The sequence below is a fragment of the Bacillus changyiensis genome (assembly GCF_027706145.1).
GTDB lineage: Bacteria > Bacillota > Bacilli > Bacillales > Bacillaceae > Bacillus > Bacillus changyiensis.
The window spans coordinates 1-26,241 of sequence record NZ_JAQFWW010000012.1 but is presented as its reverse complement, the minus strand read 5'-3'; the positions used below and the strand labels follow the sequence as shown (position 1 = coordinate 26,241).

The following is a 26,241-nucleotide window of genomic DNA, read 5'->3' as shown; positions in this document are numbered from 1 at the left end:
TACATGGTGTATCAATAACGAGAAAAGAAAAGAAGCGCGCAACCTGTTTTCAGAAACAGCAACAAATACGATTTTAGGTGATATATATCGAAATCCTGATCTATTGGAGGCGGCGGAATGATCAAATTAACGATCAAAACTAGCGACAAGGTAGAAGTCACGCAAGCGCAGGCGCGAGCTATTGAGGAAGGAATGGAGTTTTATTTAAAAATCGCTCATAGTGCACCTAGCGAAGAAGTGAAACAGCGTAATGGCCCGACAGAGTATGCAAGAATAATGTTCGTATTACAGCATTTATTTATCAAATCAGGCGACGCTGAACCGTGGGAGGATTTATTCGAACCGTTGAATAGTTTATCGGTGTATGACTTGAATCAAACGATTTTAAAGGGTTATGTCATTAAGGAGGCGGCAAAATGATTACCCTAAACATACCCGTTACACCAATGGGGGCCGTTCGGATGACCGGACGTGGCAAATTCGTAAATAAAAACGCTCATCGGTACTTGGCTTATAAAGATTTCATCAAGTGGGAAGCAAAGAAGCAGGTGAAAAGCGAACCTTTCGAATCGGGAGCACTCCATGTTGATATCACTTTCTTTATGTCAATTCCTAAAAGTTGGTCAAAGAACAAACAGCAACAATCCATCAGGACGTTGCATACTAAAAAGCCGGACATCGACAATCTTGTAAAAGGCGTGTTTGATGCACTAAATAAAATTGCTTGGAAGGATGACAACCAAGTTTCAAAAGTAACAGCTTGTAAAAAGTACGGTGAAAAGCCAGGAATTGAAGTTCAAATTACAAGGGCGTCAGAAGAATGGGAAAATTTAAGCGTCTGATTATACGCTATAAAAACGATTACGGGCGCACTGTGGGGCATAACACCCTATGGATGAAATTGATTAGTCTAATAGAGTTAAAACGTCGCTACGGCTTTTTAAACAAAGATTTGGAGTATATAGAAATTGGTGGTATTGAATACGATCTCGACAAGGTAAGGGCAGCACTCAAAAGAAAAGGTTATCAGTGACAATTAACTTTCCGTGAAAATGAAAGTAAACAGCGGAGAGACACATAAAATCTAGGTTCTAAATGTCGATTTTTGACGAATATGACGAAAAGAAAATGCTTCTTAAGGAGGATTAAGCATGACGAGGCGTGTTGTTCAGTGGATGGCAACAAACTATGATTCTGAGACTCTACAGGTGATTACCGTTTTTGAAGAGGGTTTAAATAAACAAGCTGCTAAATGTCAAACACCGTTCTGTAGCCGGCATGGTGTGCTTTACAAAAACAGAGGGGGAAACAATTATGAGTTCAAGTAGAAACTGGAGATTACCGGGTGAAGTCAAAGTTTGGAGGATGACAGAGAGAGAACGTGAAGCATACATCAAAAAGCATCCAATCATCTACAGAGAGGATCTAAAACCATCACCAGCTTTCACGATGGAAAAATGGGACTATAGACTCTATTAAAAATGAAAAAGCACCGAAGCAGTTGCCTCCGTGCTCATGATACGAACTGGTACTTCTATCATAGCACAGGGGGACTGTCAGGTGAACAAACCTAAAGAAATTTCTATCAATGATGATCTCACATTCTCAGGGAAGATTGAGCCGAACAAACTCATCGTACTTATCGTGGACGGCTCAACAGGGACAGTTAAAACAACCGATGTCCCATTCCATGGACTATTAACTATTGAAACAGTCAACGGAAAATTCAAACGTTTAGATCATAAAATCGGATTCAAATTATAACAGGGGATTTCCCCTGTATGGGGAGGAACAAAATGAGAACGATCAAGTCAATCACTTTTCATTCAGATACTTATGTTGTAGGCGAAGCATACAAGCCACCAAGTTTCACAGACGGGGCAACCGTAACAAGCATTACAGATAATCGAAACGCTTTTCGACATAACGACGGAGGTTTTGAGGTTCGTTTTGATACAGGGGATATATTAAGGATTCACTCAAATGATGTAGTTGTTCATTTGGAGGTGGCGAAATGAGTATCAAATTAGATAAAAATATCATATGGCAAGCGTTGATAGGGAAAGTCCCCTCCGAATTAAAGGGTGCCGAGGAAGAAATAAAAGAGTTAAAGAGTCTGTGTTTATGGTCTATTAGAAGGCTTCATCAAACATACAAAGATTTTGCTTATGATGAATACGAAAAAATCGACATAAGAAAGGGCGGTTTAAAAATGGAAAACGAACGTCAGAAACTGATCAAAAAAGCATCTACGTTCTATGTTACAGGGCATGATCCAGATTTTGAAAAAATGACGAACGAGCAGATCGAGAATCATATATTCATGATTGAAGAAACATTCAGGATGGCCTTTGACGAAGATGACGAGGAGGAAGAAATATGAAATACTATGAAATCCATGAACCTTATTACGCTTTGATTGTAGCAGAAGATGAGAAGAAGGCAGCTGAGGTGTATGTTGATTTCGTTGCCGATGATGATGGAAATTTAAAGGACGAAGTTAAAGAGGTTTGTGCAAGATATGCGCTTGGAACTTTTGTTGGTTCTGTTGCAAAGACAAATCTACTTTACATTAGGCAAGGTTGCAACAGATTTTGTAGATAGAAAAAATGATTACTTGTTAATTGATAGTAGTCTGGTGTGATCACTTGAAAAGTATAGGTTAATAGATACGGAGTGATGGCAATCAAAGAATTAAAGGTTATAAAAGGGGTATTGATTGTTCTTGGTGGTGGCTTCTTCACAGGCTATCTGTGGGTGTATAAACCCGAAATCGGAGAATATTCGCTGATCATAGGCATTACAATGTTCGCTGTGATCATGACAGCTATTGATAACTGGTTCTTTAAAACAATTTTCTTTCTCTTGTGTGGAAGCTGCCTTGTTCTTTATGTTGATCGATTTATGGATGATTTTAAGCAGTTCATTACGATGTTGTTGATTATGGTTCCTATGGCTTCTGCAATGTTTCTTCACATAGCGGAGCAAGAGGTAGAATAGAGAGATTTCAAGAATATGATATTAGAGAAAAAGAAAGCAAAAGCAGAATTACTCCTGCTCTTGCTTTCTTTTATATCTTTTCCACAATCCATCAAGCGTCCACAAAACAGCAACACAAGCAGCTAAAATTATCGTTGCCATTGTAACAGAAGTATGTTCTTTAATGTCATACATTATTACTCCAACAAAACCACATGTTATAAAAAGCAAGATATTTTTTCTCATTAATAATTCAAACCCTTCAAAATTTTCTATAAACTTTAATGAAAATTATACCAAACAATTACAAAAAAGTGTATACTTATATGCGTGCCCATAAAATTACAAGAGAGGATGTTTTCGGTTGAAAAAAAGTATGAAAGTTTTATTGACAGTCGTAATGAGTCTTGTTTTACTAGCTCCCACAAGTAGCATTTTTGCTGCTGAACAAAGAAGTACTACAAACAACATCGCTACACCTAACTTGATTTATCAAAATAATAATTCCTGTACTTCAAACCAAGTTGAAGGTTCAGGTAAGGCCACAATTAATATGCTCCCAGGAGACTATACTAGAGGATGTAAAATTGTAAAAACAGAAAAACGAGATAATGTAAGATATACAAACTGGGAAAATAAACTTATACCGTTTATTCTCAGTGGAGCCCTTGGGACTATAGGGAACTATATCGCGCCTGGTCCTCTAAAAGCTTTTGTTTGGAGTGGGGTAACAGGAATCTATGTAAGTTATCCTAAAAACAAACCACTCTATGTAACTATTCAACACAGAGAGTGTAAAGATATGTTGGGATATCATCAATATCTAATCATAAAATATTACAAAGACAAAAAGAGAAATAAATTCATAACAATAGAAATGAAGAAACTAAGTTGAATTAAGAGCATGCCATGTGGTCTGCTTCCCTATCTAATTAGAGTATGATGGCTTCAAATTACTAAGAACCCTAAAATTATTGTATCATAAAAGAAGAGAAACAATATAATTGTCCAAGACGGAAAGCCTGCGGACACTGAACTTACAGCAATTACGCTGTTCGTTTGGTGTCCGTTTTTTATTTCTCTTGGTTAAAGAAGGAGGAACAACATGAGACAAAACAAACACAAGCTTCAGAAAAAGTTAGAGAAGCTGACTGATCGTGATTTAAATTACTTGATGGATACAAGCAAGCCCATCTACAAAAGAGCCAAAGGCGGGGCATTCAGACAACGATAAGGGGGATTAATCATGAATAAAAAAGAGATTGAGAATTTAATCCATCACTATCATTGGATGGCGAAAGAAGTTCATAGATTGCAAAGAGTGCTTTACGGTTCTGAGATTCCGATGAGAAGTTGGGGAGTCGCTAAGTATGGATTGGATGCTGCTATGCCAAAGGGAAGCTCTGGGAAGAGTCAGGCTGAACTGAGAGAAATGGATTTGAGAGAAGAAAGACTTTTCAAACGTCTACGACATTTCGAGGAGCGTGTTTATGCAATAGAAGCAGCAGCCAGAATGATCCAAGGAGAGCAGCACAAAGTAATATATGATTGCATGATGGAAGGGCTGAGTTATCGAGCTATTGGATTTCACCTTGGTATATCAAGGGAAACTGTACGAAGAATGAAAGACGAAATCATCTGCCAATTGTGCCAAAATTGCCGGTTTGTGCAATTGTTGAATCCTGAAAAATCTATAGTGTAAAATGGAAGGCAGGACGGGGAGGCAGGTTCCCCAGTTAACCACAATACCAAATATCGTGAGAATGGTTTTCGTTCGACAAATTTTGCGAATTGTTAATCATATCATTTCATTCCCGATATTAAAAATGGGAGTGAATTGTAAAATGAATAAAAAGAAAATTAATAAAAAGAAGAATAATGAGGACTTAGAAGAACTGGAAAATGCTATCTATACTTATCACAAAAAGGAGCTACTCGCTTTCTTTTTTGAAAAAACTCGAATTGGTCATGATAAGAAAGAATACAAAAGGTTCCAATCTCTTCTTTATAAGTTGGATATTGAATGTTTAGAATTTGCTATATCGAGATTTTCTCATATAGATATTATCCATGATCATTCAAAATATGTTCCTGCCTTTATCCCTTTATTTGCAGCATATCTCACCATGTTCTTTAATTTTTATGAAAAACATGGGGGGGCTTTAGCTTTTGCTGCTGGTACAATTGCTGCTATTGTTTGGATAATTGCAGTAGAAAGAAAACATAGAAATCAAGCAATTTCTATTATGAAAATATTTGAACAAATCAAAGTGAGAAAAGAGAAAGACAGATCTAAAGGCTGAAAGGAGGAAATATGAATAAGGATAAATTAAGGTATGCAATCTTAAAAGAAATTTTTGAAGGTAATATCCCTTTGTCAGAAAACGACATTGGAGTTAATGAAGATCAATTTGATGATGCTGTGAACTTTTTAAAACGCGAAGGGTATATAATTGGGGTCCATTATTCAGATGATAGACCTCATTTATACAAATTAGGACCTGAACTGACAGAGAAAGGCGAAAACTACTTGAAAGAGAATGGAACATGGTCTAAGGCGTATAAGACTATCAAAGAGATTAAAGATTGGATTAAATAACAAGAGCATCCTTCAGGGATGCTTTTTTATATTCCCTGTAAACCGCATCCAGTGAATCTCAGATAATACAATTGGTGGCAGTGAAGGCCTCTGAGTGTGGGTACGGTTTAGAGCTAATATTAATCAAAACAACACAAATCAGAAGGAGGCGGCGGGTGAATGTAGATGACCGAAAAGCATATACAAGCACAGAAAGATTACGTCAAAGGAATGAAATACAAGGACCTTGCCGAAAAGTACGGGGTGTCAGTGAACACCATCAAGTCTTGGAAAAGGCGACATGGTTGGGAAAGGAAAAAGAGTGCACCCTCTGAAAAAAGTGTGCACACAAAGAAAGTGGGTGCGCCATTTGGCAATATAAATGCATTTGGGAACAAGGGTGGCGCACCAAAAGGAAACCAAAACGCAAAGACACACGGTTTTTTCTCGAAGTATCTTCCACAAGAAACACGTGAGATCATGGAAGAGATTCAGGAGCGTTCTCCGGCTGATATGATGTGGGATCAAATTCAGATTCAATACGCAGCCATAATCCGAGCGCAGCGTATCATGTTTGTTGCTGATAAGGAAGATCACGGACGAGAGGTTAAGAGTGAAAGTCGTGACTATACAGAATATGAAGTACAATTCGCCTGGGATCGTCATGCAACCTTCCTGAACGCTCAATCAAGGGCAATGGGTGAGCTTAGGAGCTTGATCAAGCAATTTGACCAACTAGCCCATGAAGAAGACGAACGACGACTTAAACTCGAACAAATGCGCCTAAACATTGAAAAAACAAATCGTGATCTAAATGATGAAGAAACCACTGAAAGTAAAATATCTGAGTACATTTATGCTTTAGAAGAGGCTATGACCAATGGCGATTAAAGACCTTTACCATGAAAAGCAGCTGAAAGTCCTCAAATTTGCAATGAACAACGATTATTTTATGCTCATCAACAGCGGCGCCAAACGAACTGGTAAAACCCTATTAAATAACGATCTATTTCTTTACGAGTTAAAGCGAGTGAAGAAGCTAGCCAAGAAAGACGGTGTAAACAAACCACAATACATCTTGGCGGGTGCGACTCTTGGCTCGATCTGGCGAAATGTTTTAAATGAATTATCGAATAAGTACAATATTGAATTCAAATTCGATAAGCAAAACCGTTTTGAACTGTTCGGGGTGTTGGTCTGTTGCTTTGGACATTCCAAGATTAATGACATGGGTCGGATTCGTGGTATGACATCATATGGAGCTTACATCAATGAGGGTTCAATGGCTCATGAAGAGGTATTCAACGAGATTAAGTCAAGATGTAGTGGAACTGGAGCCCGTATTTTGGTTGATACCAACCCAGATCATCCGGAACATTGGTTAAAAGTGAATTATATCGACAAGCCGGATGCAGCTACTGTCACTTTTCATTATGAACTGGATGATAACACCTTCTTATCTGACCGATACCGTGAAAACATCAAGAAATCAACACCGACTGGCATGTTCTACGATCGAGATATTAAAGGATTATGGGTAAGCGCTGAAGGTGTTGTCTACAAGGATTTCAACAAAGATATTCATTATGTCAATTCAGAAAAGCTGTTAGAAAGAAAATTTGTGAAATACTTTGCTGGTGTTGACTGGGGATATGAACATCCTGGATCTATTGTCGTGATTGGACAAGATGATCAAGGGTGTTTTTATTTGCTTGAAGAACATGCCAAGCAACATGAAGAGATTGATTACTGGGTGAGTGTTGCAAAAGACATCAAAGAACGATACGGCAACATTAATTTCTATTGTGATTCAGCCCGTCCAGAACACGTTAAACGGTTCAGAAGAGAAAGGATTCACGCTTTGAATGCTGATAAAGCTGTTTTATCAGGGATTGAAGAAGTCGGACGGCTCTTGAAGAAAGAAAAGTTAAAAATCGTCTATGACAAGGTGGAGAGGTTCAGAAAAGAGATTTTCATGTATGTCTGGAATCCGAATACCGGTGAGCCAGTGAAACTCTGGGATGACACACTGGACGCCCTCAGATATGCGATATATACACAATTAAAGCCAATGAGAAGAAAGGGGTGAGAGGATGATTCAGTTTCTTGACCAAATCAAAGAAAACGGAATAACACCGGAATTGATTTCAAAGGTTATTGATGAACATAAGGCAGATCATGACCGAATGAAAAACTTATATGATCGATACAAAGCAGAAATAAACGGTGTACCGATTTTACAAAGAAAAGCAATTGACTACGAAGACTTTGAAACAGGTCGGATGAAGCGAATTGATCATAAGGTTAATAACAAACTGAACAATTCATTTGATTCAGATATTGTTGATACAAAGGTAGGTTATCTCTTTGGGCATCCAATTGCATATGAGTTTGATAATAAAACAGAACCCGGAACTGACTCACCAGTTAAACAACAGATTGAAGATTTTAACTTAAGGAATCATGTATCTGATGAGGACAGCGAATGGGGCAAAATGGCCACGATCTGCGGTTATGGTGCACGCCTTGCCTATGTGGATACAGAAGGAAATGAACGAATTAAAAATATCGATCCTTGGGAAGTTGTTTTTCTAACGGATGACAATATTCATGAACCGAATTATGCTTTGCGGTATTACGAGACTTACAACGGGCAGATGAAAGCCGAGTTTTATGATCATACAACGATTCATTATTTCAGCACGAAAGACAGTTCTGCTTTTACTTTAGACCATACACAACCACATATGTTTGAGGGTTGCCCACTGTTTGGGTTAGCCAACAATAAAGAACTAAAAGGCGATGCTGAGAAGGTATTGTCTTTGATTGATGCCTATGATCGCACCCTTTCCGATGCAAGTAATGAAATTGAACAGTATCGTTTAGCCTATCTCATTTTAAAAGGCTTAGGGGCAGATGATGAAACACTTGAACGGTTAAAGGAAACAGGCATTCTTGAACTGTTTGATGAGAAGGATGATGTTAGTTATCTCACTAAGGATATCAATGACGCGATCATTGAAAACCATTTAGATCGTTTAGAAGAAAACATTCTCCGTTTCGCTAAGTCCGTCAATTTCTCAGATGAATCATTCGGCGGTAATATCACAGGTGTCGCCATGAAATACAAATTGATGGCACTCGAAAATAAATGTATCACAATGGAACGGAAGATGACGGCAGCCCTCCGGTATCAATACAAAATCATCTTTTCTGCATGGGGCAAAAAGGGCATAGCTAAGCCGGATGAATATTTAAAAGTATGGTTTGGCTTTAAGCGTAATCTACCAGCCAATATCCTTGAGGAAGCCCAAACAACAGCCAGCTTGAAAGGGCTTGTCAGTGAAGAAACAAGGCTTTCTTTACTATCGTTTGTAGATGATGTTCAGTATGAACTAGAGAAAATGAAAGAGGAACAGGACGAATATACACAGCACTTAAGCACGTTAGATGATGACTCAGAAGATCAGCCACATCAGGGCGGTGAACCTGATGAAGAATCAAAACGATCTTGATCAATACCTTGACCAAATGATTGAAGAGGCAGAACGAAAGATCGATCAGCTTTTCGCGAATCGTCTGAAAAAGATTAAGAGTCAAATTGCTTTAATGTATGAGAAATACAGCAAGGATGGCGAACTTTCATACACCGAAATAAACAAGTACAACCGTTTCAGAAAAGAAATGGAGGTCATGGCGTCAGAGATCCACCAGGATTATCGCGAACTATTGAAACTGATCAATAACTTAATGGAAAAACAGTTCGTTGAAAATTATCTAAGGTCAGCCTACCTATATGAATTTGAAGCACAAGTGAAGATGGGTTTTACGATTCCTACTGCTGTTGTGATTATGGCAGCTTTGGAAAACCCGATTGAAAAGTTAAAGCTACCCAATATTTTAGAGTCAGCAAGAAATAAAATTGTAAATGATATCAGCATCGAAATTGCTCAAGGTCTACTTGCTGGTGAAGGTTATGCAAAGATGGCAAAGAGGATTGAAAACCGTGTCCATTTTAGCCGTGCAAAAGCCCGTAGAGTAGCCCGAACCGAAGCCCATAGAGTTCAAGTCGAAGGGAGGCTCAGGAGTGCTGAGAAAGCCTCAAAAAAGGCTGATTTAAAGAAAATGTGGGTAAGTACGCTGGATACCAAGACACGTATCGGTCATAAGAAGCTAGACGGTAAGGTCGTTGAACGTGATGGCGTATTCAAGTCCATTTATGGGGGCGTTGGCAAGGCTCCAGGTCATATGCACAATGCGAAAGACGATATAAACTGCCGTTGCTCAATCATTTTCCTAGTAAACGGTAAGGTTCCTGAAGTTAGACGAGCCAGAGTCGAAGGGAAAAACGTTGTGATTCCATACCAAACCTATGAAGAGTGGTACAAATCTATGAAGAAGAGAGGGTAATGACATGTATGAAAATCAATTTATAAAATACCTGATAGAAATGCAAAAAAATGCTGTCATGTTTGGTGATCAAAAAGGGTACAACGAAATTTACCAAGCGTTAAAACAGTTAATTTTTGATTTCGAAAGTGAGAATGATCAATGACAGTCGCCAAACAGCGGCTTTTTATTTTGTCCTAAGCAAGACGTAAAAAGGCTTATTTTTCATGCACTCAAACAGGCTTGAACTGTAGAGGGCGAAGGAGGAAGAAAATATGACTTTAGAAGAAATTAAAAAGTTTTTTGCTGAAAATAAAGATCGAGACGATGTCAAAGCCTATCTTGGAGAACTTTCTGCCGTATCAGCTGATAAGGTGAAAGGTTTCTTGGATACGGATGATGGAAAACAACTGATTCAACCGAAGCTGGATCAGTACTTTTCAAAGAGCCTTGAAACATGGAAAGCGAACAACCTTGATTCTTTGGTTGATGCCAAGGTGAAAGAGCTATACCCAGAAGAGACCGAAGAACAAAAGCGAATTCGTAAACTGGAACAGGAGTTAGAAAATCAGCGCAAAGAGTCACAGCGTGAAAAACTAATGAACAAGGCGGTGTCTTATGCTTCTGAAAAAGGATTACCGACTGATCTTGTCGCCTACTTCCTTGGAGATGATGAAGATACCACCTTGAACAATCTAGGAACACTTGAAGAAAAATATAACGTTGCTGTACAAAAAGCGATTGATGAAAAGTTTAAAGAAAATGGTCGTGAAGTAGAAAAAGGCGGCAACTCTGGACAAAGTGAGAATTTAGATATTAGCAAACTTGCGGCAGATGCAAGTATTAGAAATTAAGGGGGAAAAATTGATGCCTACATTTAATCCGAATAACGTGTTAATGCAAGATGCAGTTAATGGAAAGGTTCCTAGCGAACAAGGGACATTAGTTTTGAAGGAGTTTATGACACAATCAGCGATTACAAAACTAGCAAAATATGAAGAAATGAAAAAACCTGAGAAAAAATTTACTTATCTTGCTTCTGGTCCTGGGGCTTACTGGGTTGGAGAAGGTGAAAAGATTCAAACATCTAAAGCCACATGGTTAGAAGCGAAGATGGTTTCCAAAAAACTTGGGGTCATTATTCCAGTGACAAAAGAATTTTTACGCTATACAGTAACGGACTTCTTTACGCAAATGCGACCAGCTATATCTGAAGCGTTCGCCATTAAATTTGATCAGGCTGCACTGTTTGGGATTGATTCGCCATTCGGTGCTGGTGTTTCCATTTATGAAAAAGTGAAAGCGTCTAAACATACGGTTGCTTTGGATTCTATCGGCAATCTGTATGATGAGTTAAATGCCGTCATGGCGTTAGTGGAAGACGCTGACAAGGATGTAGATGGATTTACGACCACTCGTCGATTCCGTCAAAAATTACGCGGAACAAAAGACGGAAACGGTCTTCCGATCTTCAATGATGCAAAAGGTGGCGCAACCCAGCAGGCTCTAGGTCTGCCAATTAGCTATGTGGATTCTAAGTCTTGGGATTACACAAAAGCCGCAATGCTCGCAGCTGATTGGAATTATACACGTTACGGAATTCCTCAAGGAATGGAATATAAAATTTCAGAAGATGCCACTTTATCAACAGTTGTAGATGAAGATGGTAAGCCAATCAACTTGTATGAGCGCGATATGGTCGCCCTACGTGTAACCCAACAAGTCGGTTTTATGACATTAACAGATGATGCGTTTGCGGCTCTTACACCGGCACAGACAAAGCCACAACCACCTAAAGCGTAACATGTAGGGGGTTTTTTCTATGGATATCCAGACAATAAAAACGATGTTAAGGATCACCACAAATAAGTATGATGATTATTTTAAAGAGGGGATCCCGATGTTTATTGATTACGCCAAAGCGTACTGCAATAACACTTTTACCGTTGATGGTCAGGAAGTTCTTCCAGCAGGAGTTAAGTTATTTGTAGCCAAAGCAATTGAATTCAATATGAATCCAGTAAACTTAAGCAGCCGAAATATGGGAGACCTGTCCTATTCTTATGTGACAGAACTGCCAGAAACCATCATGAGGTATTTAAAACCCTACAAGAAATTGAGGGTTGTTTAATGGTATATGATGAATTTCCACATGAAATCAGTTTTCAAAAGTCAAAGGAGATACCAACAGGCGGAGGCGGCAGTAAAAAGGAATGGGTTGATGTGATTTCTAGCTGTGAAGCTTTTGTCGATCCGTTGACAGGTAGTGAATACTATCAAGCCCAGCAACTCGAAAACCCGATTGAATACAATGTTTATTTCCCATATCGGGATGATGTTGCAAATGACATGCGGATCATCTGGAAGGATCAGAATGACAAGGTTTTAGTCATCAAATCGCATCCAATAGATCAAGGCGGGCAAGGGGAAATCCTTTGCTTTAAATGTCAGTCAGGGGTGTAGCAAATGAATCATGGATCAAGAAGCTGGCAACAGTTTGATCGGGCTGTCAGAACCTTTAGTGACAGGGTGATTGACCGAGTGAAGCAGATTGTTACTGAAACTGCAGAAATTATCTATGGCCAAGCTGTTGCCTTGGCACCTGTAGATGAGGGTAATCTTAAAAACTCAATAGAAATCAACTATTACGATGGTGGTCTCAAGGCAAAAATCACTGTTGGAGCTTCATATGGAATTTATGTTGAATTTGGAACCGGAATTTATAGTGTTTCAGGAAAGGGTCGTAAAACGCCTTGGGTATATTTTGATGAGAAGCTAGGGCGCTATGTCTTCACCCGTGGTATGCATGCCCAACCGTTCTTTTTCCCTGCTGTAGAGTCAGGAGGGCAGCACTTCACAAGGGAGCTGAACAGATGAAACTAGCGCTATGGGAATTACAAAAAGCGATATATAAGAGGCTTGAGGCTGATGAAACTTTAAACCATGTGATCACAGGTGTTTTTGATAACCCGAATAAGAACACGCCTTACCCGTATGTAACGATTGGAGAGGATACGACAACACCGTTTGAAACAAAGACGTCTTTCGGGGAGAACATCACAACTGTGTTGCATTGCTGGAGCCGAGCAGAGGACGGCAAACGAGAAGCGAAGCAAATTCTTTCGCTTATGCTGCAAGCATTAACAAGACCAGCACTTGAGATTGATGGATTTACAGTTTTAAAGGTTGAATTACAACAGGCTCAGGTGATCACAGATATTGACGGCTTTACACAACACGGAATTTTAAGACTGCGGCTTTATATAAACAATTAGGGGGAGAGATAATGCCTAACACAGGTAAAAAAATTGTATATCTTGTACAGGCTTCAAGTGCTCCGGTCGGATCTAAAGGCTTACTTGTAGCCCATCAAACAGAAGGCACTTGGACCCGTGAGCAAGAAATGGTCGACGAGCAAACAAAAACAGGTCGAATTGTAGGTTATGGTTCCAAAAGTGAGACGTTTGAACTTACTTTTTATGAGGAAGATGGGGACGATGGTCAAAAGGCTTTGGAATGGACATATGACAATGAATCTGAGCTTAAAGTATGGCGCGTTAATTTAAATCAAAAAAATGCAAATGGAAAGTATAATGCACGCTTTGGTTATACCATTATTGAAAATCTTGAATCAAGTGAGCCAGCAGACGGATTCGTTGAAATCAATACATCACTTCCTGTTCTTGTGCGGACAGTACCTGGAGAACTTGAATTACCAGATAATTTTGTTGAAACTGCTCTCAACATTCTTTGGGAAAACCCAGGAGATACAACGGGTGGATTTAATAACCGGAAGAAAGAAAAGAAAACAACTTAATACGGCCTAGGCTGACAATATTGTGTAACGAATATAAAAGAAAATCAATAAAAACAAGGGCGCCTTTACGGGTGCCTTTCTTTATTTAAGGGGGAATTGATAATGGCATGTTTAGAAATTGACGGTAAACAATTTGAGGCACGTTGTGATTTTAAATTCGAAAGAACTGCAGAAGCAAAATACAACGAGCCAGACGCAGACGGAAACAAACAAGGAGGTTTGCGGACAATTTATTTAAACCTTCTTGAACAAAGAAAACTACTTTATCTGGTGGGTTTTTGGGATTGTGCTTTATCCCATTTAAAAGACAAAAAGCCTTCAGTTGAAAAGATTGAGGAAGCACTTGAAAAAGTGATCAATGAAGAAGGTGCAAAAGGAACGGAAAGACTGTATAAAGAAGCGTTCCAGGCAGTGGATCAATCGGGTTTTTTTATTGTACAAGTCAAGAACATTTGGAAAGAGTTCAACTATCTAAAGAAACCTATTTCCAAGAGGAATGGGGAAACGGACGAAGAGTTCAGAGATCGATCACTGAAGAGGGAAGAGATTCAGGAGATGGTCGAACGACTCGAGAACCAAAGGAAAGAGATGAACAAATAAATTTTGATGATGTGTTTGTGAATGCTGCCCGTTATTTAAATATACATGATCCCGAGCTTATCCTTTCATGGACTCCTCATGAGTATAAGCTTTTTTTGCGGGGGGCGCAGTATAGACAAATCGATGAAATTGAAATGATGACGCAAAATGCGATGTTTCATCGATACGCCTTGAATAAAAAGGGACAAGTCAGTCCTAAAAAGATGTTTAACGCAGACAAAGCCCGGCGGATGGTGGATCAAGAGAAAGACGGCTGGAGAGAAGCTCGTGATATTGGACCTGATTTAGAGGCATTAAGAAGAATGAAAAAATCTCTTGCTGGATTTCAATTGAATTTCACACAGAAGGGGGGCTAAAGTGACATGGTCGAACGCCTTACGGCAATAGTAAACGCGGAGATCGGTAAATTTAATCGAGCTATGACGCGTGTAAGAGCAACCGTCCGAACAGTTCCGGACAGAATTGTTGTGAATGTAAAAGCCAATATTAAAGAATTTGAACGCCGAATGGCTGTGTTTGAAGGCAGAATGAACCGTTTGAGCAGAGTGATCAGTTCATTTCAAACTGTATTTGGCAATGCTTTTGGAGGATTAAAAATATCGCTCTTTCCTGCTCTTGTTCCCGTTATCGCATCACTAACGGCGGCAATAGGTTCTTTAGGTCCTGTCGTTGGCGTTGCTTCTGGTGGACTGATGGGGCTTGCAAGTGCTTTTGGAACAGCTGCAACAGGTGCGGGAGCATTTGGGGCTTTAGCTGTTTCAAATATAAAAGGCGTTTTCGAAGCATCTTCAGACTTAGAGAAGCTACAAAAAAAGCTGGACGAGACCACAAATCTCAAAGAACGCGCCAAAATCATGCAACAAATCAAAACGATCCAGCAGTCTTTGGGTGCAGAAGAAAGAAAAGCATTGTCGACATTGGAGAGTTTTAAAGCAAACTGGAAAGAAATTGCGAAGTCTACCAAAAAGCCGATCATGCAGACGTTCATTAACTCTCTGAATAGCTTGAAATCGATTCTTAATTCACTTCGACCGATGTTTAAATCTGTCGCAAACGCAGGTCTAGAGCTGTCAGAAAGCTTTAAGAAGTCTTTGAATGCTCCAGATGTAAAGAAATTCTTTGACTACTTGAATAAAAATGCTGGTCCTCAATTTCTAACAATGACGAAAACGATGGGCAATTATTTGCGTGGCTTTTTAAATCTAATGGTTGCTTTCGGTCCTTTGGGTGAACAGATGTCTAAAAGTATATTAAAATCTTCTGAGGCTTTTGTAAAATGGACGGCAAGCTTATCAGGGTCTGACAAATTCAAGGCTTTTATTCAGTATACGAAAGAAAACGGTCCGAAGTTGTTGACGATATTCAAAAATATCGGATCTGGCTTAATCGGTATTTTTACAGCGTTTGCTCCCATGAGTAGTGACATGTTAACGGGTCTTGTCAAACTGACAGAACGCTTTAAAGAATGGGGGAATAGTTTAAGCCAGTCACAAGCATTCCAAGAATTCATCAATTATGTTAGGCAGAACACACCAAAAGTATTATCACTAGTTGGTGAACTTGCTAACTTAATTGTGAATCTTGGGGTTGGTATGGCTCCATTAGGTTCTCAAATCCTTGAGTTAGTGAATTCGTTTTTAAAATGGACAAATTCTATGATGGAGTCGAACCCGGTAATTGGTCAGGTAATCGGCTATTTAATCACGATCGGTGGACTATTTAGAGCTGTTACGCCTTTAGCTATCGCTTTTTCCTCAGCGTTCAAATGGGCAGATATCATAAGTATGGCGAAAAAAGTCGGAAAAGCGATCAAGTGGGTTGGATCTGTGATCGGTATTGTTGGAAAAGCTTTTCTTTCAAATCCAATTTTAATGGTCGTTGCGGCTATAGCTGCAGCGGCTTTTTTAATCATCAAAAATTGGGATGCTGTCTCTGCCTTTTTTATTGACCTGTGGAACGGTATTAAAGAAAATTCAATTTCTATTTGGAACTCAATCACCAATTTTTTGTCTGGAATCTGGTCTAAAGTAGTAGATGTAGCCTCAACTACATGGGGTGGTGTAACTCAATTTTTCTTAAATTTATGGACGGGTATCACGACAACAGCACAGATGGCATGGACAAACTTTATGAATATCATTCAGCCGATATGGTTGGGAATTGTAGCTGTATTCGGCCCTACATTTAATGTGATCGTAACTACTCTATCAAGTATCTGGAACACGATTTCAAGCACTGTATCTTCAGTGTGGGGCGCGATCAAAAACACCCTTATTGGCGTGGTTACAAGTATTGTAGATGGAGTGAAAAATCACTTCTCTATCTTATCTAGTACACTGTCTGGTATTTGGAATGGAATATCGAGTATTGCAAAAGGTGTATGGGATCTTATCAAAAATGCAATCCTCGGTCCTGTGCTTCTTGTTATTGATCTGGTACAGGGAGACTTTAAAGGGTTTGCCAGCCATCTTAAACAAATTTGGCAAAACATTAGCAAAGCTGGAAAACAGATCTGGAACGGAATCAAAACAGTAATTTCATCCCTTGTAACAGGTCTTGTCGATGTGATTAAAAACTCTTGGAATACAGCCAAGAGATTGACAAGTTCTGTCTTTAATGGAATTAGTTCAATAGTGAAATCTATCTGGAATGGGATCAAATCACTCGTAAGTACAGTTGTGAGAGGCGTCTTAAATGTTGTCAAAACGTCATGGAACACGATCAAGTCTGTGACGAGTTATGTATTTAACACGGTAAGATCTGTTATTTCTAGCGTTTGGAATAGAATTCGATCAATCGTTGGGAGTGTAACGCGAACCGTATGGACAACTGTTAAAAACAACTTTAACAATATGAAAGAGGCTGTGTCTACGATCATGACAAAAGTTAAAGACACGATCAAAAGACTTTGGAACAATGCTGTTAAATTCCTTAAAGGAATCAATTTATTTAACATCGGAGAAGACATTATCCAAGGATTGATCGACGGTATTGGAAATATGGCAACGGCTGTATGGAGAAAAGTAGGGGAAATTACAGATGGCATCAAGAGTAAAATTCAATGGTTACTTGGCATCCATTCACCTTCCCGATGGATGCGTGATAACGTCGGTAAGATGATTCCGGCAGGTGTTGCAGTCGGTATTGAAAAGGCAGGATCGCTTGTTTCTAAAGCAACGCAAAAGGTCGCAGATCTGGCTATGTTTTCTCCTGAACAAACACAATTCGCATATGATGCAGCCATCAGCAGCGGAGATTTGAGACGGGTACAACATACGTTTGGGGCAGAAGTTGAAAACTTCGAAATACCAGATCAACCAATTATTATTGAGATGGATGGAAAAGAGGTTGGACGTGGCACGTATAAGCATGTCAAGACCTTCCAAAACCGAGAAGATGGAAGGAGGGTCAGTATAAGACGGTGATCGATTATAAAAAGATCCTAACTACAGCAACAAAAGATACTTTTGGTCAAACGCTCCAACCTGTGGAATTCACCATCACTTTTAATAGCATCATTTTGACTGATTACTTTTTTGTGATTGATGTCAGGGGACGTGGCATTTTGGGGCGGGAAATTAATCTCGTATCCCTGTCGGGCATCGATGGTGCCAAATTAAAGAATGTAAGGTATCCGGAACGAGTTATCGAGATTGACACCTTATTTATGGCTGGCAGCGCGGAAGAATTAAGAAAAATCTTAGAGGAAATCAACTATATTCTTGCTACAGAAAAGGAAAAGCCTTTGGTTTTTTCTGATGAACTGGATCGAACGTATTATGCTATTTTCAGTACAGCTCAAGAAAATGAAGAAAAAAATGGGATGTACAAAGTAACGCTAACGTTTGTCTGTCCGGATCCGGAAAAAGAAGGTGGCGAAACGATTGTCACGACTGAAACCAATAGCCCCACAGTGATTAAAAACGACGGGAAGAGAGTAGCGACACCGACAGTAACATGCGTTTTCGAGTCAGAAGCATCCACGTATGAAATCCAGCTGTTGAAAGAGGACGGCACAATTAATAAGCGCATTAAGGTTAAATTTAATTTTGTTCAGGGAGACACTCTTGTTATCGATTTTGATAAGAGAAAAGTAATTATCAGCGACAAAGTCAACATGAATGCGTTACTTATGCTGTCGAGATGGTTTGATATACCTGTAGGGGAATGTACTGTAAACACAACACATAAAAGCAATATAGCGTTTCGCAAGGCGTATATATAAGGAGGTGCGATTATGGCCGATATGTGGATTTTCGACAATAGAGATCGTAAATTAACAATGCTATCAAGCGATGCGAAAGAAGCATGTCGTTTCTATGATGCGCCTTTTCGAGAGGAGCTAAATATCGGCTCTTCTTTTTCTTTTGTCGTGGATGCAGATCATGAAGATAGTCAATATATGAAAGAAGAAAATCAAGTCGTGTTCGAAGACTTCAAAGGAAGAAAACGACTTTTTGTTATAAAGGAACTTGAAGAGGTTGATCGTGATGGAATACCAAGCATTCGTGCCATTTGTGAACCAGGCATAGCAGAACTATATGAAGAGTTTGTCACGGATATCAGACCGCATGATAAAACGGCTCAATATGCTATAGATAGAGTCCTAGAAGGTACGAGATGGAGAGGGAATGTCATAGCCGAAACAGGGCTAAACTCTACTCACTTTTATCGTATTAGTGCGATGGAAGCTTTAAACAAAATATTACAAGTATGGGGCGGCGAATTTTATGATGAGGTTGTGTTCAGTGAGGAAGACGACCGTATCATTGATCGAGTGATTCATATACTGCCACGACGGGGAGAAGACACTGGGAAACGGGCTGAAATCGATAAAGATATTCAGGAAATCACAAGGACTGTTCTAAGCTACCCAGTAACAGCTCTTTATGGTTATGGGGCTAGTCTTGAAACAGAAGCAGGCGGAAATTCGAGATATATTGACTTCTCAGAGATAGAGTGGAGTGTGGCCAAAGGTGATCCAGTCGATAAACCTGAAGGTCAAGAGTGGGTTGGAGATCCTAAGCTATTAGAGACATTCGGAAGGCTCAAGACTGACGGGACTTTACGGCATAGATTTAAAAAATGGCAGGATGACACGATAGAAGATCCAGCAGTTCTTCTTCAAAAAACTTATGAGACCCTTATCAATTCTGAGTCCATTCAAGTTAATTACTCTCTTAAACTTGAACTTCTTGAGTATATAGCAGGATATGAACACGAAGCAGTTGACCTTGGAGATACGATGATCGCAATAGACGACAATTTCCAGCGGCCTATCGAGATTCAAACCCGAGTGATTGCGCTTGAATATGACATATCAGATCCGAAAAATACGGCTCAAGTTGAAATGGGACAGTTTTTAGACATCCATGGGCCTGAAAAAAGGCTTGAAGAGATCGAAGAAAAAGTAAGAGATATTGAGCAGGAGAAAGGCAACACGATTGTTACGGACGACAACTTTCCAGACAAAAAGCCACCAATGCCCCAACAAGTCGAGGTGAAAGGGCTATTTTCTAAAGTTTATGTTTCATGGCTTTATGACTCTTACACATACATTGCAGCATACGAGGTCTACGGCTCTCAAGTGAAAGGATTTACACCAGACACTACGAATTTTTCTAATCGGTTATGGAGAGGGAAAGTGGGCGGTTTCGCTCATGAAGTTGATGTCAACCAAGTTTGGTATTATCGTATTCGAGCAGTCAATACACACGGAACAGCAAGTGATTTTACGGCAGAATATTCGGCAGCCACTATCCGAATAAGTTCAAATCACATTGAAGATGCTTCAATCACAAACGCCAAAATTAAAGATCTTTCAGCTGATAAACTCACAGCGGGAACGATTAATGGAATTACAATCAAAGGTTCGCTTATCCAAGGCGGGAGATTTGAACCTTTGTCAAATACGAAAGACCTTTATGCTTATATTGAAGCAAATACGATTTACCAGAAGAAAAACCATTTATATTTTACGTTTGATGTGATGGAACTAACAGCATCTTCTTTTGTGCAAAAAAGACAGCATGAGGATCAGAACGGCGTTGTTTTATATGACGAGAACCGTGTTCTAATTGAAAATGGAACGATCACAGTAGATGGTGGAAAAACCTATGATGACTCAAAGTATACATCATCCTTAAAGATTTATAGCCAAAACCAAATTGATACAGAGGATGCAGCAGGGACATATCTTGATTTCTATTTAAATAACCAAAAGACGTTTAGTATTAAGAATACATCTTCATATTATGGGAAGGAAGGACGGAAATATGAAACAAAGCTCGAAGGAATCAAAAGTCGAGTTCTAATAAAAAACCAAGATAACGGCTGGAAGTCATTGCAATTGATGGCTCCGTTCGTTAACAAGTACGGGCCTTTTGGAAGTGCTCAATATAGAATAGATGAATCAGGAACCATTCAACTCAGAGGGTTTATAAAGAAATTGGGAACAAACAAAAGCTCTACCCTTAACGTAGCTGCAATCCCTAGAGGATTGGAGCCGGAGTATCAAGAAATTTTTCCAGCCTATGTATGGAGTGGTACAGGAAAAGAACGAATTGAAGTCAGACCTGATACTGGATTTGTGTTGATTCGATATGCTCCATCAGATGGAAATGAATATGAAGTTAGTCTTTCAAATATCAGTTGGCGATCAAAAAACCCAACATAAGGAGGGTGTTGTTTTGAAACATCGTGAGTTTTCTCTTGTTGATGAAGAGGGTTATGTTATTGGTGCTTTCTATCAAAAAATACTCGATGACGAAGGCCATTATATACCAGAAGAACAAAGGGAATCCCCACCTAAGAATGCTTTTGAGCCTTCTAGAGAAGAATTCTATCAACCTCGCATCAATTGGAAGACTCAGCAATGGGAAGAAGGTCTTTCAGCAGAAGAAATTGAGAAAGTCAAAGAAAGCAATGAAAAAGTACCAGCACCCATTGATGAAGCTGACACCCTAAGGCGACAGGTGATGAGTTTGCAGCGTGTGTGCAATATTCTCATGAAAAATCAGGCTGAAAAGGGAATGTGACAACGATATGACCACACAGCAAAGTGTCTGCTACTTTTATTTTAATGATTGTTGGAAAAATGGAACGATCACAACAAGTGAAATGGCGGCGGCTGTAGAAATGGGTTTAATTACAGAATATGAACGATTGGAGATGGTGGCCAAACCACGCGGGGACGCTTTTCCTGACGATGGATAAGGGAGGGGTAATGTTGAGCCAAAAACAACCGAGTTATGAAGAACTGGTAGAACAACATCAATTAAATCTATGGCAAATTCAAGCATTGAATGAGGAAGTAGGACGGGCACATTATGAATTATCAAAATACAAAGCTCTTTATACATTAGAGGCAAAGAAAAACGAAGATTTGACCATTAAAAATGCAGAATTAGAGAGTAAACTCACACAAAGTAAACCACAAGCGGCGAAATAGGCGGCTTTTTTATTTTGCCTCGAAAGGGGTGAAAGCGATGTAGAACAGGAGGATAGGGGATGTCACAAACAAATGAAATAGATGTGTTTCAAAAAGAGATCACAGAGATAAAGGGTAATCATAAAGCCTTGGAGCAGCGTGTCAGCACTTTGGAGAGAACAACAGAACGACACGATCAACAGATTATATCTATCAATGAAAAACTCAACAAAATCGAAGAAAACACAACTTGGATTAAGCGTAGCATCACAGGCGCAATCATTACGGCGATCAGTACCGGTGTGATCGGTGGAACGATTGCATTATTTTATAATCTCTTGCAGAAATAAGAAGGAGGAAAATATAATATGAAAAACGTTGACAAAGGCACAGTCGTTCGGACGGTGCTTCTTTTTATTGCATTGGTGAACCAGACTTTGATGATGTTCGGAAAGGGTGCTTTGCCGATAAGTGAAGACCAAGTCAATACGCTAGCAGATGCTTTATATTTGGTAGGTTCTACAGTGTTTACGATCGTTACGGCAGTTGTGGCTTGGTATAAAAACAATTATGTCACAGAGAAAGGTAAGCAGCAAAAAGAAGTTTTAAAACAAAACGAATTAACAAAATGAGAGGGCTGCCAGTTGGCAGTCTCTTTTAATTGTAAAAAATAAAAAAATAGAGGTGTTTTACAATGGCGGTATCATTACAAGCATTGATTGATCGTTCTGTTCGAAATATGGGATCTGGAATCCATCCGGTAGTAAAAGAAACAGCAATCGAAATCATCAAAAGGGCATATAAAGAAGGTATTTATGTACAGATGACATCTGGCTATCGTTCTTTTGCGGAACAAAATAAGCTGTATGCGAAAGGACGAACTGCACCAGGGAAGATTGTGACTAACGCTAAAGTCGGACAGTCTAACCATAATTACGGTTTAGCAGTAGATTATGTTTTATTATCCTCAGATGGCAAAACAGCGATCTGGACTGTTAATTCGAAATGGAAAAGAGTCGCTCAAATTGCAAAGGCTTTAGGATTTGCATGGGGAGGGGACTGGAGGAGCTTTAAAGATTACCCACATTTAGAGATGATGGAGGGTTTAACTTTGAGCCAATTACAAGCTGGTAAGCGTCCAGTCCTCGTATCGAAAGTAAACAATGCAACACCTGCAGTTCCAAAACCAACTAAAAAGAAGTCATCAACAAAGAAATCATTTTCCAGTGGTGATCGTGCGATTGTTAGAACCATTCAAAATACGTTAAATAAACGATATAAGCTCACTATTAAAGTAGATGGTTATCAAGGGCCTGAAACATACAAAGCCTTGCTTAAGGGCTTACAGACCGAGTTAAATAAACAATTTGGTGCAGGCCTTGTCGTAGATGGGGAATGGGGACCTAAAACTCGTGCGGCTGTCGTAAATGTCCGGAAGGGAGCAAAAGGAAATATCACTTGGATTCTACAAGCGTTGTTGATCTGTAAGGGATATGATGTGAATGGTCTTGATTCTATCTTTGGTCATGGACTTGAGAAAGCTGTAAGAGCTTTTCAAAAGGCAAGTGGTCTGGCTGTGGATGGGATTGCTGGGAGAGCTACTTGGACAAAGCTTTGTTAGATAATTGAAAAGCCTCTGTTGAAGGCTCATGTAAAATCTTTAGCCATTTACGTATTTTCACAAATCAAATATTAAAACGTAATACCTTGATGTATAACTATTATGCTTTTTGTCCCTTTCACAAATTCTTTATTTTTAACAATTAAAAGGGCTGCCCAGTAAGTCGGTTTTAGACTATTGGACGCCCTTTCGTTTTTAACAAACTCTGATATGCCAGTAAACTTGAATGCTTAGCTTAATATTCGACTATAGTCAAATAATATTACCGTTATCTAACAAAAGAGAATACTCTCCCTCATAAGTAGATAATTTTAATGTCTTACTATCAAGTTCAAAATCTGTGATTACATCGCTAGTATGCTCCCACTGTTTTTCTCCTTTATAATTAAGACTAACAACACCTAACTCACATATGACAAGAAAAGTTAAATCTGATGCTTTCATCACTTCATAGACAACAGAATCAAACTCTTTCACCCATTTCATTCCACAGTCTTTCAAATCTACACAATAAATTTTTTCATCGATATTTATAAGAATGCAATTTTCCATTCTGTCTATCCGTGCTGATGGCTCAATTCCATGTAATCCACCAAAAATACCAATAATAGTAGAGTCTAATGTTTTGATTTTTATCGCATAAAATTTCTTTTTGTCCACACAATTAGTGTTGATTAGAATACTTTGGTTAACTTCAACATATTCTTCAAGTTCTGATTTTGACTCAAATTCATAGAGTTCATATTCATTAAATTTATTAACTAATCTCATTATTTTCCTCCAAAGAGTTTAACTGTTATCAATTTTTCTCCGTCCCATACAGATTCAACTTTTAATACTCCATTTGGACCTGTAAGTAAGGACTCTCTGACAATTCGGCCATTATCTTGGGTCTTTAATATACTTGATGCATCATTGAACGTATCTGTTAATTTATCAAGAACAAGCTTCCTGCCTGTTTTATTATCAAAAATCCCAATACTATTCAGTTGCCTTTCCATAGCAATTGAACGATCGATATTGTGCTTATTACCAGTTGCATTACCAAAAACATACTCCATCTTCCTACCAAATTCAGGTGGAGTTTTTATTTTACTTCCATTGTCAACATCTTTCCCTGGCTCATGCTTCTTCGGCTTAGAAGACTCATGAGGATGCTTACCAGAAACGGTTTCAGCACCTTTAGTAGACTCGTGATTCTTTTCCACCTTGTGAACATGATCGTGTTTTTTTGATTTTGGTTGATGTGGAGTTTTGGCATCTCCATCACCATGCTTGCCTTCGTTTTTTTTTTTTGTCTGGCTGTGGATGGGGGCGCTGGAAAAGCTAGTTGGACAAGGTTGTTTGCATGAAAAAAGGCCCCTTTAATGGGCCTTTTTATTAGGGATTATTCCTCTTCATCCTCATATAAACTATCAAGAAATTCATTGAAATTGTTTGATAAAAAATACATATTTTCCATTCCGTTCTGTTCTTCATCATGTGCCCAATGATAAATTTGTCCAAAATACTCTTTGCTTATTCCGATACATATTTGATTTCCGCTTGGGTCATCTGCTATTGGAATAAAGCCAATTTCTAATATTTCATCAAAAATATCAAATTTTTTCTCTAAATTGTCATACATACTTCCAATTCCATAAAAAATATTTAATATACTTTCACCTAATTCATCAGAAATCTTGTAAGTACCTGGAGTTGGATAACCTCCATTATACGCAAGTAAAAATTCTCTATAATCTATAGGAAATGTAATATTATGATTTTGCTCAAAACTCTCTAAATCACCGGTAGTTAAACGCTCATGTATCATTTCAATTTTCATCTTAGTCCCACTCCTTATTTGCTATTTTTCCCATTCGTTTTTGATTGTCCACCTATGTGCTTAAATTCATCATGAATATCTTTTTCTACAAGCTGCATTGTTTTCCCATCTTGGTGATGATGCCAAGTATATCCTATAGGAGGTCTCCTTTTATCGAAAATTGGCGGGTCAGTATCTTTACTTAGTTTAGCTGCTTTATTAGCATTTTCAAAATCTTTCGGATTATTTTTAGGCGAACGAACCTCTATTTGTACAGGCTTAACATTTGGATGCATATAAGGTGTAAAATCCGGATAACCATTAGGATAACTTACTGATACTCCAGACTTGTTAGTATAAGTCCAAGTTCCATCACTATCAATAGAAATTTTTCCACCCTTATCATACCACTTCTTAGGTATCCGCGAGTTCATCGGTTTTGTTTCCAAAATTTCTTTAGTGAAATCTTCTAATTTTAATGGGGTGCTATTATTAGCCCCTTTAGTCCCTTTTTCAAAATCTTTCCCTGATTCATGCTTCTTCGGCTTAGAAGACTCATGAGGATGCTTCCCAGAAACGGTTCCAGCATCTTTATTAGACTCGTGAGGCTTATCCACCTTGTGAACAGGCTCGTGTGGTTTTGATTTTGGTTGATGCGGAGTTTTGGGATCTCCGGCACCATGCTTGCCTTTTTGAACCTTTTTGCCTTCGTGTTTTTCGTTAACTTTTCCAGTGCTTTTCGTTGCTTCTTTTTTCCTCTTAACCTTAAGAAACGGCTCGTTTGACTTTGGTTGTGAAGATCCATTAGGACGCTTAACAGAAACATTGCCAACGCCTTTTTTCTTTTCTGCAAAGAATTGTAAATCTAACTTTAGAGTCCCTTTATTAGGGAAAAACTTCTTCTTGATAAATTGAATAAAATCATGTCCAAGTTTTTTTAAATTAAGAGCATTTATTGGGAGACGCCCTAAAGCTCCTAATCTAAGTTTTTCGGCTAAAGGATTTGGCGATCCTTTTTTCAAAG

Annotated in this window: 43 protein-coding genes; 38 read left to right on the top strand and 5 right to left on the bottom strand. The window is 38.8% G+C overall.

Annotation, left to right across the window (positions count from 1 at the left end):
* Positions 1-117: 117 nt before the first annotated feature.
* The 10 genes from PDT38_RS18965 to PDT38_RS18920 all read left to right on the top strand — a co-directional run bounded on the left by PDT38_RS18965 (position 118) and on the right by PDT38_RS18920 (position 3,000).
* Positions 118-420, top strand: a complete 303-nt coding sequence (locus PDT38_RS18965; protein ID WP_270803627.1) for a hypothetical protein — start codon at positions 118-120, stop codon at positions 418-420.
* Complete coding sequence (locus PDT38_RS18960; RefSeq protein WP_270803626.1) at positions 417-842, top strand: RusA family crossover junction endodeoxyribonuclease; 426 nt, start codon at positions 417-419, stop codon at positions 840-842. The genes PDT38_RS18965 and PDT38_RS18960 overlap by 4 nt, the downstream gene beginning before the upstream one ends.
* Positions 821-1,033, top strand: coding sequence for a hypothetical protein (locus tag PDT38_RS18955; protein ID WP_270803625.1), 213 nt, complete (start codon positions 821-823; stop codon positions 1,031-1,033). Before PDT38_RS18960 ends, PDT38_RS18955 begins: the two co-directional genes overlap by 22 nt.
* A gap of 118 nt (positions 1,034-1,151) precedes the next feature.
* Positions 1,152-1,328 carry a hypothetical protein gene (locus PDT38_RS18950; protein WP_270803624.1) on the top strand — a complete coding sequence of 59 codons (177 nt, stop codon included), beginning with the start codon at positions 1,152-1,154 and terminating at the stop codon, positions 1,326-1,328.
* Positions 1,315-1,479: a hypothetical protein gene (locus tag PDT38_RS18945; protein ID WP_270803623.1), complete on the top strand. Its 165-nt coding sequence runs from the start codon at positions 1,315-1,317 to the stop codon at positions 1,477-1,479. Before PDT38_RS18950 ends, PDT38_RS18945 begins: the two co-directional genes overlap by 14 nt.
* Positions 1,480-1,560: 81 nt before the next feature.
* A complete protein-coding gene (locus tag PDT38_RS18940; protein ID WP_270803622.1) occupies positions 1,561-1,764 on the top strand; it encodes an XtrA/YqaO family protein in 204 nt (67 codons plus the stop codon).
* Between the two features lie 32 nt (positions 1,765-1,796).
* On the top strand, positions 1,797-2,018 hold the full coding sequence (locus tag PDT38_RS18935; protein ID WP_270803621.1) for a hypothetical protein: 222 nt from the start codon (positions 1,797-1,799) through the stop codon (positions 2,016-2,018).
* On the top strand, positions 2,015-2,383 hold the full coding sequence (locus tag PDT38_RS18930) for a hypothetical protein (RefSeq protein ID WP_270803620.1): 369 nt from the start codon (positions 2,015-2,017) through the stop codon (positions 2,381-2,383). Before PDT38_RS18935 ends, PDT38_RS18930 begins: the two co-directional genes overlap by 4 nt.
* A complete protein-coding gene (locus tag PDT38_RS18925; RefSeq protein ID WP_270803619.1) occupies positions 2,380-2,604 on the top strand; it encodes a hypothetical protein in 225 nt (74 codons plus the stop codon). The genes PDT38_RS18930 and PDT38_RS18925 overlap by 4 nt, the downstream gene beginning before the upstream one ends.
* Before the next feature lie 75 nt (positions 2,605-2,679).
* Positions 2,680-3,000, top strand: coding sequence for a hypothetical protein (locus PDT38_RS18920; RefSeq protein ID WP_270803618.1), 321 nt, complete (start codon positions 2,680-2,682; stop codon positions 2,998-3,000).
* A 48-nt stretch (positions 3,001-3,048) separates the two neighbouring features.
* Here PDT38_RS18920 and PDT38_RS18915 read toward each other — a convergent pair whose 3' ends face one another.
* The gene (locus PDT38_RS18915) at positions 3,049-3,225 is read right to left on the bottom strand and encodes a hypothetical protein (RefSeq protein ID WP_270803617.1); all 177 of its coding nucleotides are present in this window, start codon (positions 3,223-3,225) and stop codon (positions 3,049-3,051) included.
* 118 nt (positions 3,226-3,343) lie between these two features.
* Here PDT38_RS18915 and PDT38_RS18910 point away from each other — a divergent pair, with 118 nt between their 5' ends.
* The 28 genes from PDT38_RS18910 (at position 3,344) to PDT38_RS18775 (ending at position 23,413) form a co-directional block, all read left to right on the top strand.
* Positions 3,344-3,874 (top strand): hypothetical protein, encoded by a 531-nt coding sequence (locus PDT38_RS18910; protein ID WP_270803616.1) that lies wholly within the window; start codon positions 3,344-3,346, stop codon positions 3,872-3,874.
* 210 nt (positions 3,875-4,084) lie between these two features.
* Entirely contained in the window at positions 4,085-4,213 is a 129-nt protein-coding gene (locus tag PDT38_RS18905; protein WP_270803615.1) for a hypothetical protein, read from the top strand.
* A 12-nt stretch (positions 4,214-4,225) separates the two neighbouring features.
* Complete coding sequence (locus PDT38_RS18900) at positions 4,226-4,681, top strand: sigma factor-like helix-turn-helix DNA-binding protein (protein ID WP_270803614.1); 456 nt, start codon at positions 4,226-4,228, stop codon at positions 4,679-4,681.
* 124 nt (positions 4,682-4,805) lie between these two features.
* Positions 4,806-5,282 carry a hypothetical protein gene (locus PDT38_RS18895; protein WP_394356317.1) on the top strand — a complete coding sequence of 159 codons (477 nt, stop codon included), beginning with the start codon at positions 4,806-4,808 and terminating at the stop codon, positions 5,280-5,282.
* Positions 5,283-5,293: 11 nt separating this feature from the next.
* Positions 5,294-5,578: a YjcQ family protein gene (locus PDT38_RS18890; protein ID WP_270803613.1), complete on the top strand. Its 285-nt coding sequence runs from the start codon at positions 5,294-5,296 to the stop codon at positions 5,576-5,578.
* Positions 5,579-5,743: 165 nt separating this feature from the next.
* Positions 5,744-6,448: a phage terminase small subunit gene (gene terS / locus PDT38_RS18885; protein WP_270803612.1), complete on the top strand. Its 705-nt coding sequence runs from the start codon at positions 5,744-5,746 to the stop codon at positions 6,446-6,448.
* Positions 6,438-7,646: a PBSX family phage terminase large subunit gene (locus tag PDT38_RS18880; RefSeq protein WP_270803611.1), complete on the top strand. Its 1,209-nt coding sequence runs from the start codon at positions 6,438-6,440 to the stop codon at positions 7,644-7,646. Before terS ends, PDT38_RS18880 begins: the two co-directional genes overlap by 11 nt.
* 4 nt (positions 7,647-7,650) lie before the next feature.
* Positions 7,651-9,072 (top strand): phage portal protein, encoded by a 1,422-nt coding sequence (locus PDT38_RS18875; protein WP_270803610.1) that lies wholly within the window; start codon positions 7,651-7,653, stop codon positions 9,070-9,072.
* Positions 9,050-9,967: a phage minor head protein gene (locus tag PDT38_RS18870; RefSeq protein WP_270803609.1), complete on the top strand. Its 918-nt coding sequence runs from the start codon at positions 9,050-9,052 to the stop codon at positions 9,965-9,967. The genes PDT38_RS18875 and PDT38_RS18870 overlap by 23 nt, the downstream gene beginning before the upstream one ends.
* Before the next feature lie 4 nt (positions 9,968-9,971).
* Positions 9,972-10,112 (top strand): hypothetical protein, encoded by a 141-nt coding sequence (locus tag PDT38_RS18865; RefSeq protein WP_270803608.1) that lies wholly within the window; start codon positions 9,972-9,974, stop codon positions 10,110-10,112.
* Positions 10,113-10,221: 109 nt separating this feature from the next.
* The gene (locus tag PDT38_RS18860; RefSeq protein ID WP_270803607.1) at positions 10,222-10,800 is read left to right on the top strand and encodes a DUF4355 domain-containing protein; all 579 of its coding nucleotides are present in this window, start codon (positions 10,222-10,224) and stop codon (positions 10,798-10,800) included.
* A gap of 13 nt (positions 10,801-10,813) precedes the next feature.
* The gene (locus tag PDT38_RS18855; RefSeq protein ID WP_270803606.1) at positions 10,814-11,749 is read left to right on the top strand and encodes a phage major capsid protein; all 936 of its coding nucleotides are present in this window, start codon (positions 10,814-10,816) and stop codon (positions 11,747-11,749) included.
* A 19-nt stretch (positions 11,750-11,768) separates the two neighbouring features.
* Positions 11,769-12,077: a phage head-tail connector protein gene (locus PDT38_RS18850; RefSeq protein ID WP_270803605.1), complete on the top strand. Its 309-nt coding sequence runs from the start codon at positions 11,769-11,771 to the stop codon at positions 12,075-12,077.
* Entirely contained in the window at positions 12,077-12,409 is a 333-nt protein-coding gene (locus PDT38_RS18845; protein WP_270803604.1) for a phage head closure protein, read from the top strand. The genes PDT38_RS18850 and PDT38_RS18845 overlap by 1 nt, the downstream gene beginning before the upstream one ends.
* A gap of 3 nt (positions 12,410-12,412) precedes the next feature.
* Entirely contained in the window at positions 12,413-12,823 is a 411-nt protein-coding gene (locus PDT38_RS18840; RefSeq protein WP_270803603.1) for an HK97-gp10 family putative phage morphogenesis protein, read from the top strand.
* Complete coding sequence (locus PDT38_RS18835; RefSeq protein WP_270803602.1) at positions 12,820-13,221, top strand: DUF3168 domain-containing protein; 402 nt, start codon at positions 12,820-12,822, stop codon at positions 13,219-13,221. The genes PDT38_RS18840 and PDT38_RS18835 overlap by 4 nt, the downstream gene beginning before the upstream one ends.
* Before the next feature lie 11 nt (positions 13,222-13,232).
* Positions 13,233-13,763, top strand: coding sequence for a phage major tail protein, TP901-1 family (locus PDT38_RS18830; RefSeq protein ID WP_270803601.1), 531 nt, complete (start codon positions 13,233-13,235; stop codon positions 13,761-13,763).
* A 102-nt stretch (positions 13,764-13,865) separates the two neighbouring features.
* Positions 13,866-14,363 carry a tail assembly chaperone gene (locus PDT38_RS18825; RefSeq protein ID WP_270803600.1) on the top strand — a complete coding sequence of 166 codons (498 nt, stop codon included), beginning with the start codon at positions 13,866-13,868 and terminating at the stop codon, positions 14,361-14,363.
* Positions 14,364-14,380: 17 nt separating this feature from the next.
* Positions 14,381-14,719: a hypothetical protein gene (locus PDT38_RS18820; RefSeq protein ID WP_270803599.1), complete on the top strand. Its 339-nt coding sequence runs from the start codon at positions 14,381-14,383 to the stop codon at positions 14,717-14,719.
* Positions 14,720-14,725: 6 nt separating this feature from the next.
* Positions 14,726-17,788, top strand: coding sequence for a phage tail protein (locus PDT38_RS18815; protein WP_270803598.1), 3,063 nt, complete (start codon positions 14,726-14,728; stop codon positions 17,786-17,788).
* The gene (locus PDT38_RS18810; protein WP_270803597.1) at positions 17,785-18,588 is read left to right on the top strand and encodes a distal tail protein Dit; all 804 of its coding nucleotides are present in this window, start codon (positions 17,785-17,787) and stop codon (positions 18,586-18,588) included. Before PDT38_RS18815 ends, PDT38_RS18810 begins: the two co-directional genes overlap by 4 nt.
* 12 nt (positions 18,589-18,600) lie before the next feature.
* On the top strand, positions 18,601-21,039 hold the full coding sequence (locus tag PDT38_RS18805) for a phage tail spike protein (protein ID WP_270803596.1): 2,439 nt from the start codon (positions 18,601-18,603) through the stop codon (positions 21,037-21,039).
* Between the two features lie 13 nt (positions 21,040-21,052).
* Positions 21,053-21,400, top strand: a complete 348-nt coding sequence (locus tag PDT38_RS18800) for a hypothetical protein (RefSeq protein WP_270803595.1) — start codon at positions 21,053-21,055, stop codon at positions 21,398-21,400.
* Positions 21,401-21,407: 7 nt separating this feature from the next.
* Complete coding sequence (locus tag PDT38_RS18795; RefSeq protein ID WP_270803594.1) at positions 21,408-21,578, top strand: XkdX family protein; 171 nt, start codon at positions 21,408-21,410, stop codon at positions 21,576-21,578.
* Between the two features lie 13 nt (positions 21,579-21,591).
* Complete coding sequence (locus tag PDT38_RS18790; RefSeq protein WP_270803593.1) at positions 21,592-21,813, top strand: hypothetical protein; 222 nt, start codon at positions 21,592-21,594, stop codon at positions 21,811-21,813.
* A 59-nt stretch (positions 21,814-21,872) separates the two neighbouring features.
* Positions 21,873-22,142 carry a hemolysin XhlA family protein gene (locus PDT38_RS18785; protein WP_270802167.1) on the top strand — a complete coding sequence of 90 codons (270 nt, stop codon included), beginning with the start codon at positions 21,873-21,875 and terminating at the stop codon, positions 22,140-22,142.
* Between the two features lie 18 nt (positions 22,143-22,160).
* Positions 22,161-22,424, top strand: a complete 264-nt coding sequence (locus PDT38_RS18780; protein ID WP_270803592.1) for a phage holin — start codon at positions 22,161-22,163, stop codon at positions 22,422-22,424.
* 62 nt (positions 22,425-22,486) lie between these two features.
* Complete coding sequence (locus PDT38_RS18775; RefSeq protein ID WP_270803591.1) at positions 22,487-23,413, top strand: peptidoglycan-binding protein; 927 nt, start codon at positions 22,487-22,489, stop codon at positions 23,411-23,413.
* A 252-nt stretch (positions 23,414-23,665) separates the two neighbouring features.
* Here PDT38_RS18775 and PDT38_RS18770 read toward each other — a convergent pair whose 3' ends face one another.
* The 4 genes from PDT38_RS18770 to PDT38_RS18755 form a co-directional block, all read right to left on the bottom strand.
* Positions 23,666-24,184 (bottom strand): hypothetical protein, encoded by a 519-nt coding sequence (locus PDT38_RS18770; RefSeq protein ID WP_270803590.1) that lies wholly within the window; start codon positions 24,182-24,184, stop codon positions 23,666-23,668.
* The gene (locus PDT38_RS18765; protein ID WP_270803589.1) at positions 24,184-24,621 is read right to left on the bottom strand and encodes a hypothetical protein; all 438 of its coding nucleotides are present in this window, start codon (positions 24,619-24,621) and stop codon (positions 24,184-24,186) included. Before PDT38_RS18765 ends, PDT38_RS18770 begins: the two co-directional genes overlap by 1 nt.
* Positions 24,622-24,800: 179 nt before the next feature.
* Positions 24,801-25,238, bottom strand: coding sequence for an SMI1/KNR4 family protein (locus tag PDT38_RS18760; protein WP_270803588.1), 438 nt, complete (start codon positions 25,236-25,238; stop codon positions 24,801-24,803).
* 14 nt (positions 25,239-25,252) lie between these two features.
* A partial coding sequence (locus tag PDT38_RS18755) for an HNH endonuclease (RefSeq protein ID WP_270803587.1) occupies positions 25,253-26,241 on the bottom strand: 989 nt, incomplete at its 5' end.